The 12,811-nt window shown below is 41.6% G+C and carries 12 protein-coding genes; 6 read left to right on the forward strand and 6 right to left on the reverse strand.

The annotated features are described in order from the left end of the window. The 4 genes from gltB to LEP1GSC199_RS08410 all read right to left on the reverse strand — a co-directional run. Positions 1 to 4,489 (reverse strand): glutamate synthase large subunit (gltB, locus tag LEP1GSC199_RS08395; protein ID WP_002980596.1); only part of this gene is annotated, 4,489 nt, incomplete at its 3' end. Positions 4,490 to 4,906: 417 nt separating this feature from the next. Next, entirely contained in the window at positions 4,907 to 5,443 is a 537-nt protein-coding gene (locus tag LEP1GSC199_RS08400; RefSeq protein WP_002980749.1) for a shikimate kinase, read from the reverse strand. A 37-nt stretch (positions 5,444 to 5,480) separates the two neighbouring features. After that, positions 5,481 to 6,335, reverse strand: a complete 855-nt coding sequence (locus LEP1GSC199_RS08405; RefSeq protein ID WP_002980640.1) for an HDOD domain-containing protein — start codon at positions 6,333 to 6,335, stop codon at positions 5,481 to 5,483. Between the two features lie 6 nt (positions 6,336 to 6,341). After that, positions 6,342 to 6,845 (reverse strand): chemotaxis protein CheD, encoded by a 504-nt coding sequence (locus LEP1GSC199_RS08410; protein ID WP_002980846.1) that lies wholly within the window; start codon positions 6,843 to 6,845, stop codon positions 6,342 to 6,344. A gap of 60 nt (positions 6,846 to 6,905) precedes the next feature. Here LEP1GSC199_RS08410 and LEP1GSC199_RS08415 point away from each other — a divergent pair, with 60 nt between their 5' ends. The 3 genes from LEP1GSC199_RS08415 (at position 6,906) to LEP1GSC199_RS08425 (ending at position 9,062) form a co-directional block, all read left to right on the forward strand. Beyond that, entirely contained in the window at positions 6,906 to 8,129 is a 1,224-nt protein-coding gene (locus LEP1GSC199_RS08415; RefSeq protein ID WP_002980688.1) for a TraB/GumN family protein, read from the forward strand. 41 nt (positions 8,130 to 8,170) lie between these two features. Then, positions 8,171 to 8,542 (forward strand): hypothetical protein, encoded by a 372-nt coding sequence (locus LEP1GSC199_RS08420; protein WP_002980684.1) that lies wholly within the window; start codon positions 8,171 to 8,173, stop codon positions 8,540 to 8,542. Between the two features lie 73 nt (positions 8,543 to 8,615). Beyond that, positions 8,616 to 9,062, forward strand: coding sequence for a four-helix bundle copper-binding protein (locus LEP1GSC199_RS08425; RefSeq protein WP_002980668.1), 447 nt, complete (start codon positions 8,616 to 8,618; stop codon positions 9,060 to 9,062). A 77-nt stretch (positions 9,063 to 9,139) separates the two neighbouring features. Here the strand turns inward: LEP1GSC199_RS08425 and LEP1GSC199_RS08430 are convergent, their stop codons facing one another. Beyond that, positions 9,140 to 10,000 (reverse strand): esterase/lipase family protein, encoded by an 861-nt coding sequence (locus tag LEP1GSC199_RS08430; RefSeq protein ID WP_039926420.1) that lies wholly within the window; start codon positions 9,998 to 10,000, stop codon positions 9,140 to 9,142. Between the two features lie 115 nt (positions 10,001 to 10,115). Between LEP1GSC199_RS08430 and LEP1GSC199_RS08435 the strand changes: the two genes are divergently transcribed. From LEP1GSC199_RS08435 to LEP1GSC199_RS22290, 3 genes are read left to right on the forward strand one after another with little or no spacing between them, the layout of a single operon-like run. Then, a complete protein-coding gene (locus LEP1GSC199_RS08435; RefSeq protein ID WP_002980700.1) occupies positions 10,116 to 10,481 on the forward strand; it encodes a hypothetical protein in 366 nt (121 codons plus the stop codon). 1 nt (position 10,482) lies between these two features. Continuing rightward, complete coding sequence (locus tag LEP1GSC199_RS08440) at positions 10,483 to 11,895, forward strand: UTP--glucose-1-phosphate uridylyltransferase (protein WP_002980842.1); 1,413 nt, start codon at positions 10,483 to 10,485, stop codon at positions 11,893 to 11,895. Then, on the forward strand, positions 11,892 to 12,149 hold the full coding sequence (locus tag LEP1GSC199_RS22290; protein WP_039926422.1) for an LA_0364 family Cys-rich lipoprotein: 258 nt from the start codon (positions 11,892 to 11,894) through the stop codon (positions 12,147 to 12,149). The genes LEP1GSC199_RS08440 and LEP1GSC199_RS22290 overlap by 4 nt, the downstream gene beginning before the upstream one ends. On the opposite strand, the gene LEP1GSC199_RS08450 is transcribed toward LEP1GSC199_RS22290, so the two are convergent. Further along, positions 12,139 to 12,729: a TetR/AcrR family transcriptional regulator gene (locus LEP1GSC199_RS08450; RefSeq protein WP_002980789.1), complete on the reverse strand. Its 591-nt coding sequence runs from the start codon at positions 12,727 to 12,729 to the stop codon at positions 12,139 to 12,141. The two genes, LEP1GSC199_RS22290 and LEP1GSC199_RS08450, sit on opposite strands and share 11 nt — an antisense overlap. Positions 12,730 to 12,811 lie beyond the last annotated feature (82 nt).

Consider the following 12,811-nt stretch of genomic DNA (forward strand, 5'->3'; position numbering starts at 1 on the left):
ACGCCACTTTGATCATTTCTTTGACTACTGTATCCCAATTGTTAAGAACTTCTTCTGCTCTTTTGGAGCCAGTATAAGTTTTATGATCTTCGACCATCTTTTTTACTTCAGCAATTTCGGATGCATCCGCTAACGGATCTAAGTCGACCATTTCTTTGTTGATGAGAGCTTCTTTGTTTTTCTTTGGATCCCAAAGGTAAGCTATCCCACCAGACATACCGGCAGCAAAGTTTCTTCCAATATCTCCGAGGATAACGACCCGACCACCGGTCATATATTCACAACCGTGATCTCCCGTTCCTTCGACGATGACATGAGCACCAGAGTTACGAACGCAGAATCTTTCTCCTGCAATCCCGTTGACATAGGCATTCCCACTGGTGGCACCAATAAAACAAGTGTTACCGATGACGATGTTTTCTTCTGCTTTGTAAGGAGCATTTTTTGGGGTTTGGAAGATGAGTTTTCCACCACAAAGGCCTTTCCCTACATAGTCATTTCCTTCCCCGATGAGGCGAAGTGTCATTCCTTTCGTCACAAATGCACCAAACGACTGTCCTGCGGTTCCGGTAAATTCGATATCGATTGTGTCTTCCGACAAACCATCCACTCCATATTTTTTAGTGACTTCGTGGCTTAGCATGGTTCCCACAGAACGGTTTAGGTTCACAATGGATGTTTTGATTTTCACCGGTTGTTTGTGGTCAATGGCAGCCAGTGACTTACGAATGAGTTCGTTATCAATTTGTTCATCCAAGTGATGGTTTTGTTCTTTGGCACGATAGAGTCCTGTAGGGAACACAGGAGTTGGTCTATGGAGCACTTTACTAAAGTCAAGACCCCGCGCTTTCCAATGGTGGTGAGGTCGTTTGAATTTGATTTTCTCTACTTGACCGATCATTTCTTCAAAAGTTCTAAATCCAAGTTTTGCCATAATCTCACGAACTTCTTCCGCCACAAAGGTCATAAAGTTCACAACATGTTCTGGTTTGCCGGTAAATTTACTTCTTAAGAATTCGTCTTGAGTCGCAACACCTACAGGACAAGTATTCAAGTGGCATTTACGCATCATGATACAACCTACAGAGACAAGTGCGGAAGTAGAGAATCCAAACTCTTCCGCACCGAGGAGAGCTCCTACAACTACGTCTTTTCCTGTGAGGAGTTTTCCATCCACAGCCAGATACACACGGTCACGAAGTCCATTGGCAACGAGTGTTTGGTGGGTTTCCGAAAGTCCAAGTTCCCAAGGAGTTCCTGCATGGTGGATGGAAGAGATGGGGCTTGCCCCGGTTCCGCCTTCATGTCCTGCGATAAGGATATGGTCTGCGTGGGCTTTGGCCACACCAGCAGCCACTGTTCCTACTCCAGATTCAGAAACGAGTTTCACAGAAACTCGTGCTCTTGGGTTGGAGTTTTTTAAATCAAAGATCAGCTGTTTTAAATCTTCAATTGAATAAATGTCATGGTGAGGAGGAGGGGAGATGAGAGTCACACCTGGTGTGGAATAACGAAGCCATCCAATGTATTTATCGACCTTGTGTCCTGGAAGTTGTCCACCTTCTCCTGGTTTTGCGCCCTGTGCCATTTTGATTTGGATATCATCGGCATTGGTTAAGTATTCCATAGTCACACCAAAACGAGCAGAAGCGACTTGTTTGATCGCCGAACGCATGCTATCCCCATTGGGAAGAGTTTTGAACCTGACTGGATCCTCGCCGCCCTCTCCCGTGTTGGATTTAGCTCCAATGCGGTTCATGGCAATCGCGAGTGTCGTATGGGCTTCCCAAGAAATGGATCCATGGCTCATCGCTCCCGTTTGGAAACGTTTGAGAATGGATTTCACAGATTCCACTTCTTCAATTGGGATTCCTTTGGATCCTTCGAAGTCGAGATGAAATAAACTTCTCAGAGTGATTGCCTTTTCGTTTTGGTTATCGATTAGGCTTGAAAACTCTTTGAAAGTTTTGTAGTCGTTGTCTTGGGTTGCTTTCTGGAGTTTATGAACTGTGATTGGAGTATAAAGATGGCTATCCCCATTTTTACGGTAGTAGTGAACTCCACCTGGCTCCAAGTTATTAGGGAAGAATGTAGGATCATAAGCTGCTTTGTGGCGGCGAACGGTTTCTTCTTCCAACATCTCCAAAGAAAGTCCTTCGATCCTTGATTGGGTTCCTGCAAAGTAAGTGTTGACAAGTTCTGAATCAAGTCCTACTGCTTCAAAAATTTGGGCACCACAGTACGACTGTAATGTGGAGATCCCCATTTTGGAGAATACTTTGAAAAGTCCTTTCCCAATGGATTTGATGTATTTCTTTTTCGCATCCTTGTAATTGGGAACTTCTGGAAGTAAACCTTGTTGTGATAAATCAGCAATGGTTTCAAAGGCAAGATATGGATTGATGGCATTGGCACCATAACCACATAACAATGCAAAGTGGGCCACTTCTCTTGGTTCCCCAGATTCTAATACAATCCCTGCCTTTGTCCTTAGACCTTCACGGATCAAATAGTGGTGAAGTCCCGCAACGGCTAATAGCGATGGGATGGCTGCTTTTTTCTCACCCACACCATGATCGGTTAAGATGATAAGGTTCACCCCTTGTTCACGAACCGCTTTGGCAGCATCGGCACAAACACGATCCAGTGAGTTTCTCATATCATGTTTTTTGGATGGATCAAAAAGGATGGCAAAGGTTTTGGCTTTAAAATGACCTTCACTGATTTGTTTGATTTTTTCAAAATCTTCGTTCGTGAGAATGGGATGTTCCAACTCCAAACGGTGTGCGTGTTCGGGTTCTTCGGAGAGTAGGTTTCCTTCAGGTCCAATGTAAGTGGTCAGTTCCATCACCAACTCTTCACGGATTGGATCGATGGGAGGGTTTGTGACTTGGGCAAAGTTTTGTTTGAAGTAGCGGAATAGGGGTTGTGGTTTTTCACTGAGCACAGCGAGAGAAGAATCCACACCCATAGAGCCAATGGGTTCTTCTCCAGAAACTCCCATTGGTTTGATGATGGTGAATACATCTTCGTGAGTATAACCAAATGCTCTTTGGCGTTCCAAAATGGTTTCGTGTTGCGGCTGTTTTACGTTCTCAGGATCAGGCAAAGATCCCAAACGAATCATATTGTCTTCTACCCATTTGCGGTATGGTTTTTGAGTTGCAATTTGTTTTTTGATTTCTTCATCGTCAAGGATTTGGCCTTTTTCCATATCGATAAGGAGCATACGTCCTGGACGAAGACGGTCTTGGACTAAAACTTCTTCTGGCGGGAGGTTCAGTACTCCTGCTTCCGAAGACATGATTACTTCATCATCTTTTGTGACTATAAATCTAGCAGGGCGGAGTCCATTTCTATCAAGTGTAGCACCAATGATGCGGCCATCAGTAAAGGCAATCGCAGCAGGTCCATCCCAAGGTTCCATAAATGTGGCATGGTATTCGTAGAACGCGCGTCTGTCGGCATCCATGGCTTTGTTTTTAGACCAAGCTTCTGGAATCATCATCATGATAGAGTGCGCTAATGACCTTCCACCCATCACAAGTAGTTCTAATACTGTATCAAAAGTTGCGGTATCTGATTGACCTTCCATAACAATCGGAAGCATACGACGAAGTTCATCCCCGTAGAGAGGAGATTGCATGACCATCTGGCGAGCTGCCATCCAGTTCATATTCCCACGAAGTGTGTTGATTTCTCCGTTATGGGCGATTTGGCGGTAAGGGTGAGCCAAATCCCAAGTAGGGAAGGTGTTAGTCGAGAATCGTGTATGTGTTAAACAAAAAGCAGAAGTCAAATCTGGAGATTTTAAATCTTCATAGAATTTTTTAACTTGGTCCCCAAGTAACATCCCTTTGTATACAATCGTACGTGACGAAAAACTAGGAACGTAGTACTGAGAACGATCCAGTTTCATTTCGGAACGGATTCGTCTGTCGATGAGACGACGAATGAGAAATAGTTTTCTTTCGAAGTCGTCAGAGGTTTTGAGTTTTTTGGATTTTTTACCAATGAATACTTGTTTGAATACCGGGATGGTTTTAGAAGCCACTACCCCCGCATATTCTTTGTTAATTGGGACATCTCGGAACCCAAGGAATTCTTCCCCTTCATCAACGATGATTTTTTCGATCACGTTTTCGACAGCGGTTCTTACTTCTGTGTTTTGCGGTAGGAAAAGAAATCCCACGGCATAATCGCCCTCTTTCGGTAGAGTGAAGGGAAGATTTTTTCTAAAAAATGCATCGGGAATGTTGATCATGATCCCGGCACCGTCTCCGGTTTTTGGATCGGCCCCTTCGGCCCCTCGGTGTTCGAGGTTACACATCAGGCGGATCCCTTTGTCGACGATGTCGCGGGAACGTTTGCCTTTAAAATTTGCGATAAAACCAACACCACAGGAATCTTTGTCCATGGCAGGATCATACATACCTTGGGCCTGTGGGCCGAGTGGCGGAAGGATGGGTGGTTGGTTAGATTTCGACATACGTACCCTACTCTAAAGCAATTACTGTACCTTGTTTTTACATTTGGATGTACTGTCCAATTATTTTGTTTTCAGCAAAATGATTTATTTTTAGGCAAAACCAAACACCAGAAAATGCCCATAAAAAGTACGATATGTTTATTATTTATCTATTTTGCCTTCAGGACAGGCCAGATTGAATTCGATCTAAAAAATCTTGGAGTACAAGAAACAAGCGAACTGCAACTTCCATAGGAAAATCGCTTAAATCCGAGCAACCTTTTTCGGGTAAGTTTGGTTGCTTTCTTGTTAGTTTTGAGGCGGTTCGAGATGGGGAAAAATGGATTTTCAAAAGTTGTTACAGCAGATCCAAAACCGATTCGAAAAAGTCGAAAATCGAAGGGTTTACTTAAACGAACGATTCTAGTTTTGGTTCTATTATTTGGATTTGAATCCTAACCAACCTAAGATGTGTTCGGCGGCTTCTTCTTTGGAAAGTTTAGATAGATTTAGTTTGAAATGAGCAGCTTCCTGGTAGACGGGTAATCTTTTTTCTAAAATAGCTCGGTAAGAAGTTTCTTTAGAAAGGTCGGGTCTTGTGGAGTCTCCCTTTACTTTTTCAATGAGCTCCTCAAGGCCACGTTCCAAATAAACGATCCTTCCTATACTACGGAGTAGGTCCAATTTTCTTTTGCTTGGAACTTCATTACCGGCCTCGTCTAAATCAAATAGGATGCCACCACCACAATCCAAGATGATACCATCCGCATTTTGCAATTTTTGCAAAATAGAATATTCTAATTCTCGGAAAGCCTTCCAACCAGATTTTTCCACGAACTTTGGGATGGGAATTCCGCCGGCTTCATAAACAGCAATGGAATCAGTAGAAACAACTGGAAATTCGGTTTTTTTGGAAAGGGAACGAGAGACTTTGGATTTTCCAGCACCTCTTGCTCCAATAAAAATAATATTCATAAAATTTGACTCAAAACCTGAGGCTAATACTAAAATACTATACGTTTAACAAATCAGCAAGGCCGGCTTGTAAATCTGGAATGTGAACAAAATAGGTTTCGATATCTGCTTCTGTAACGCCTGTTTGGCTGAGTGCAAAAGGAGAAATCGGAACGGACTCACCACCAATATCGATTCCAATTCCAGAAACGACTATGAGAATACTCGCAATATGTACAACAGAAGTGAGAACTGGGTTGTTTTTGGAATTTTCAGGTGTGAGGTAGTTGGCGACAACATCAGTCAATTCCTGTGGGAAGTTCCAACGTTTCAAAAGATTCTCAGACACTTCCATATGTGTGTATCCGAAATACTTTTTTTCTAACATAGGGAAGGGCTCTTGGTTGTCTTTTAGGTCCGCTTTGATTTGCATCATCACCGGGCTAAAAAACTGTGCGAGTACAATTTTACCCACACTACAGAGAAGGCCAGAAGTGAAAGCTAGGTCTTTATCTATTTTGAGTTTTTTGTGTTGGACAATTTTACTCGAAAGTTCTGCCACCAGTAGCGAAGAAGTCCAAAGTTGGGCTGCTTCCAATTGGTAACTATTTAGGTCTTGCGAAAGGATTCCTTTGGCAGCAGTAAGTAGGACAATTTCTTTTACCGTTTTGATTCCAAGAGTCATAAGAGCCTCTTGGACAGTGCGGATGGGTTTGGAGGCCCGGTAATAAGCAGAATTGGAAAGTTTAATTACGTTTGCAGTGATCGCTGGGTCTTTCGAAATTTCCTGTGCAAGATCAGCAATATTTACATCGGGTTTTTGGAGTTTTTCCAATACCTTTGAAACAACCGACGAAATGGCAGGTAGTTTATTTACGTCTTGTAATATTTCATCAACCTTCGATTTTAGCATATTCGCCTAACGCACCTTATAAAGGTATTTTTCCATACCAGCTTTTTTTAACAGCACACGCCCGTCGTCACAGTAAAGACTGATAGTTCTTCCTTCGTTCCCAGCTACATCTTCCACAATGACAGGGATTTTATTCTCTTCCATAAATTTTTTGACAATGGCGATATTCTGTTCCCCAATGTTTTGTAAAAATTGGGAATTGATCCCCTTAAACATGGAGGCTCCACCGAACATTCGACAAGAGTAATGGCCAATGGTGGACCCTTGCTGTTTCATCATTTCGATGAGGATGGGCAGGGCAGTTTCTCCGTATTTGTGAGGAAACTTTGTGGCATCCTTTCCTGTCGGATCTTTGGCAAGCATGATATGGGAAATGGCCCCCACTTTCTGTTCTGGATCATACAGAACGATTCCTATGCACGAACCCAATGTGGTTCGGAGCACATCCGTATCTTTTCCGAGCTTGATATCGGCAATTCCCACATTGATGATTTTGGATTTAATAGACATTCTACTTGTTTCTAGAGAGTGGAACCGTTACTTAGGTATTATAGATAGTAACCTTTCCTTATGCGTTCAATCAAAAAATCAACTCCCACAAGAAAATCTACCAAAAAAGGTTTCAAAACTACAGAACCTTATCTCTTCCAAACCATCGGAAAAACGGAAGTCCACATTCTAGGAACAGCACATGTTTCCAAACAAAGTGTAGACGAAGTCGAAAAAATGATCCGAACATTAAAACCCGATGTCATTTGTGTCGAGTTATGTGAGTCTCGAATGAAGTCGGTGGAAGATCCCGACTATTTAAAAAAATTAGATATATTCAAAGTATTTAAAGAACGCAAGATGTGGTTACTCTTATCCAGCCTCATCCTTTCTTCCTTTCAGAAAAAAATCGGCAATAAAGACATCAAACCGGGTGATGAAATGCGTAAAGCGATCACTATGGGCCGAACCTTAAAAAAACCTGTGGTGGCAGTAGACCGAGAAATCCAAACCACACTCAAAAGGTCTTGGGGGAATGTAGGTGTTTTCTCTAAAATGTATCTTTTCAGTGCTCTTCTTGCTTCCCTTTTGGTTCGAGAAGATGTATCAGACGATAAAATTGAAGAGATGAAATCGGATGATATTCTCAAAGATCTATTCTCTCAGATCCCAAAAAAATATGAATCAGTTAAACATGTCATCATTGATGAAAGAGATGTGTATTTGGCAGAAAAAATTCGCCAAACAACAGAAGGTAAGTCAGTTAAAAAACTTCTTGCTGTTGTGGGTGCGGGGCATTTGGCCGGAATCGAAAGGAATCTTCACACAACAAACGACTTGTCCATGTTAGATGAGGTTCCCAAACGTAAGTGGTGGGATAATATTAGTATCATTCTATATCCTGTATTCTTTGCTGGACTCATCGGGTATACTACTTGGAGCCAAGGTGGGGAAGCTGGTATGGATCTGTTTTCGAAACTGATTTATATCAAAGGTGGACTTGCAGCCCTCGGTGCTCTGATTGCACTAGCTCATCCGATTTCTATCCTTCTTGCTTTTATTACGGCTCCCATCGGAACTTTTGTTCCCATCTTTAAGGCGGGTTGGGTGAGTGCGCTTTCCGAATCGTATTTGCGTAAACCCCTTGTAGAAGACTTCGAACACATTGCCGAAGATTCAGAAACCTTTGTTGGTTTTTGGAAGAACCGTGTCCTCCATATCTTTCTCGTTTTTTTCCTTCCCCAATTTGGATCTACGATTGGAACCTTTATTGTTGCCGGAAAAGGCTTGAAGAATTTATTTTAGGGATATATGATTGGTTTCGTCTAAAGGATGAAGAGCAGAGCATGAAACGAAAATTTGCAATTGGATTCATTCTAATTTTCCTTGCTTATCTGGGATGTAAATCCTCGGTTTTCGGGTTTTGTACTTCGGCGGAAAAGTTTGTAGAACGAGCTTCCATTCCGCCTTGCCACCAATCGGCTGAATCTAAAGGAAATGCAGCGGATTCTTGTGAATGTCCCATCACACATGAGGAACTCCAATCTTCCACGGCTGCTGATTTCCCCATTTGGAAACAGGTCAAACTTGTTGTTTGGGATGCGTTTACAGATCTCGAACCTAAGTTACTCCATCGTAAGTCCAAACTAGGATTGTTATCCCAACTTCGTTATCCTACTCCCTACTTCCCCACGCAGACAGTTCGACTCCTAATTTGAAACTGCCACACCTAAGTTTAGGTGAATGGATTGTACACTTTATTGGATATTATTTTAACAGAGGTTATACGATATGAATCGCAAAGAATTATTACAAAAAGCAGGAATGGCAGTTGCCGTTTCGGGAATTTTATCTACAGTTTCCGCAGAAGACCATGACCATTCTACGATGTCCATGCAAACAACTGGAAAATCAAAGTATTCCAAAGCAATGATGGCGGCTATGCACTGCCAACTTTCCGCTGAGGTTTGTCTCAGCCATTGCCTCACAGAACTTGGAAAAGGAGAGAAATCGTTGGCTGCTTGTGCCACAAGTACAAGAGAAGTTATTAGTTTATGTGATTCTTTTGTAAAACTAGCGAGCCAGTCTTCTACTTACACAAAGAAGTTAGCAAACTTATGTATTGAAGTTTGTGAAGCTTGTGCGAAGGAATGTGATAAACATGCCAACCACCACACTGTTTGTAAAGAATGTCGAGACAGCTGTCTAACTTGCGTGAAAGAATTAAAGAAAGTCTAACCGATCGGATAGATAAAACTTGCAACTGTCCGTCGTTTGGCGGACAGTTGTATATCGAAATTTCTAGAATATAAAACCTAACGTTTTTTAGTCTTTTTCTTTGCTTTCGGCTTCGCTACTGGTTTTGCCGCAGCTTTTGATTTTTTTGAAGGTTTGGCTTTTTTAACAGCGGACTTCTTCTTTACTGCTAATTGATTTTGGTTCTTTTTATAAACCGATGGTTCATACTTCGAAAAATCCACTTCAATCTTTTTAGGGACTGCAAATTCAGGATTTGCTTTGGGCGGAGAAATGATAACAATACTATCTTTCGGAGTACCCAAAAATTCTCTGAGTGTACGGATGTTTTCATTCCTACGTACTAAGTTATAATTTCCAGGAATATCAAACCATAAGTCACGACCTTGGCCAAACTCCGTACTTTCTTGTGGCGGAAAAGAAAAGTCTTCGATAGCAGAGAGAGGTTGGAAGAGGGGAAAAGATAACGCATTTTTATAATTTGTTTTTACCCAATCGGATTCAAAACCCCAATAGGATTGTCTTGTATTGGTAAACCGGTCTGAACCATGGAAAGGAGTACCGAGAGTGATGAGCCGTTTGACTTTTCGTCTGGCTTCATCAGGTAAAATTAAAACGAGAAGCCCTCCGGTGTTATGAGCAATCAAAGTCACTTCGTTAGGTGCCGTGAGAATCTGACTGGCAAGATACTGAACGGCTTCTTCCAATGATAATGGGTCACGGAGAGTAGAAAGGATTCCTACTTTGAATCCCAAGTTGTCCAAGTTGGATTTGAGTCTAGAATAGTAGGAACGTCCGGCGAGAAACCCAGGAACGATCAATATGTTTTTATCCTTGTTATTCTCCACAAACAAATGGCTGGGAAGATAAAACGACAATAACGCCCAAAAACGTTCCAGATATTCTATGAATCGAAACATGAATTAAATGATTCTGTCAGACTCAATTCTTGTCTATGAAAATCAATTCCAGCGCCAGAAGAATTCCTGAATTGACCGATAACCGTACTTACATAGGATTGCCTTTTAGAATCGTATGCGTCATAGTTTCTTTCTTATATTCCTTTTAGGGTTTTTTCCTGCGGTCCTTTGGTCCGATCCGGGAAATTATGAAGAAGCAGCGAAGCTTTTACCCCAAATTTGGGAAACAAAGTACCCCCTTCCTTATGGAAAACTCACAAAAAAGGATCCTTTGAAACAAGGAATCCGGCAAGTGACCCGTAAAAAGGGAAAGTATTGGATGTACAATTTCGAAGTTTTTATGCCAAAATACGAAAGGAAAGAAACCGTTGCAGTTCCCAAAGATGACGGCCGCAGTATCCTCGTATTTTTTTTATGGAATCCGGGTGTAATGGAAGAACCTCACCGGATTGAACTTGGGGAACCACACGAAGGGAAATGATATGGAGAAACAAAAATCGGATCAATTGATCACAGAAACCATGAAAGCCGCCGGCCTATCGGATGCATTCATTGCCGATTTTATTACTAAGGTAGATGCTGTACGAAACGGCGAAACAGGGATGGTCAACTGGGAAGAGGTAGGAGATTTGAATCCCAAAACCGATGAAATTTCTTTAGAATCCATTCATTCGTCTTACCCTACAGACCTAAGCCTACTATCCAAATTGGTGGTAATCAAGTTGAATGGGGGACTTGGAACGAGTATGGGACTCGACAAAGCAAAGTCTCTCATCCCTATCAAAAGTTCCATGTCTTTTCTTGCCGTAATGGCGAAACAAATTGAATTCATTCGTTCCGAGTATGGGATTGATGTCCCTCTCCTTTTTATGGATTCTTATAATACACAAAAAGAATCACAAATGGAATTAGAGAAAAATGGATTCAAACAAACGTTGCGAACTAGTTTTTTACAAAACAAGGTTCCACGTTTGGATGCAGAAACTTTTGCCCCCATCCAAAACAAAAATGAAAAAGAAAATTGGTGCCCACCGGGTCACGGTGATATTTATTTTACTATGGTGCAAGAGGGGATTTTGGATGAATTACTTTCCAAAGGTTTTGAAATCGCCTTCCTTTCCAATGGAGACAATTTAGGTGCCACCGTTGATCCGCATATTGTAAGTTACTTATTAAAAGAAGACATTCATTTCGCAATGGAGATGACTCCAAAAACTCTGGCCGATAAAAAAGGTGGAGCGATCTATAGAAAAACGGTGGGTGGTAAGTTTATCAAATATGAGTTGTTGGAAACAGCGCAAGTTCCGAAAGAACATGAAAATGAATTTAGTGGTCTTGGGAAATTCAGAACATTCTCAACAAACAACCTTTGGATCAATCTTCGTGCTTTAAAAGAAAGATTCAACCAAGGGAATTTTTCTTTATCTCTCATCGTCAATCCCAAACAAGTGGATGGTAAACAAGTAATTCAACTAGAAACTGCCATGGGAAGTGCGGTTGGAAATTTCTCTAAATTCAAAGGAATCATCATTCCCAGGGATCGATTTGCCCCTGTTAAAAAAACAGAAGATTATTTGATTCGTCGCTCTGATGCCTATATACTCAATTCTGACTTTTCTCTCACCATGACAAAAGAAAGAAAATCTGCAGGACTCGGTGAGATTTTAGTCCAACTTGATGAAAAGTATTATAAAAAAATACATCAGTTTGACAGCCTATTTCAACAGTATCCATCTCTTCTTTATTGTGAAGAGTTAGTAGTTACTGGTGAAGTCCTATTTGATGTTCCCATCACCATTAAAGGAAAAGTAAAAATCCAAAATCTATCGGGTGAATTAAAAACAATCTCTTCGCTTGGTAGAAAGGAATTTGAAAACGAAACCATCTCTTTATGAAACAGATTTGCTCTTTCTTTTTTTTAATATTTTTTGTGCATTGTGGCTCACCACTTTCATTCCGTTCGGCTTGCTATGAACGTAACAAATGTTCTACGATTGAAGGTGCTTGTTTTTTACGAAACGATTCGTTTTATAGAATAGCAACGAGTAGTGCAGACTATAGCGCTCCAGATATGGCGGCTCTCGTTGGGAGTTGTATCGGATTAGAAAAAACTTGCCGCAAAAATTGTGAAAGTGGAACTATTTTTTAGTTCCTAACTTCAATCTTTGGCTCATTTGGGCGAACATACGTTTCAAATAAACTTCGTTCAACGAAATCCTCCAGTTGATGAGTGCCCCTTCATAGATATTGATTAGGTCACGTGCGAGCTCCATTGGACCAATGGATTCTTCCAATAGACCGTTTGCTTGCCATCTTCCAATATACATTGCAAATAGAGACTCCCATCGGAATACAATAGATTTGAATTCGTCACTGAACGGCTGTTCGCCGACAGGAAATTGGCATGAAAAGATAGCAATAGGACAACCCTGATAATAAGAGCCATCTTCATTGATTTGGATTCCAACTGCTTTGGACATTTCGGAGATAAAATCATCAGGTGTATTGGATTCCCTGAGTATTTGGCGAAACCAAATCAGGACATCAGTCCCATAAGCCTGAATGACCCGGATCCCCAAATCTCGTTTGGATGGGAAGTGGTCATAGAAGGAGGCTTTTGCCGTTCCGGATTCTCGGATGAGTTGGTTGATTCCTGTGTGGTAGTAGCCTTGTTGGTAGAATCTTTTTTTGGCGATTTCAAGGATGCGGTATCTGGGGGAGCCTTTCATGGGATTTGAGTATGGGGGAGGTGGGGGATTTGTCAATCCTTGCAGACCGTTCTGTCTGTTTTTTCATTTACAGACAGAACGG

The organism is Leptospira vanthielii serovar Holland str. Waz Holland = ATCC 700522, assembly GCF_000332455.1.
Lineage (GTDB): Bacteria > Spirochaetota > Leptospiria > Leptospirales > Leptospiraceae > Leptospira_A > Leptospira_A vanthielii.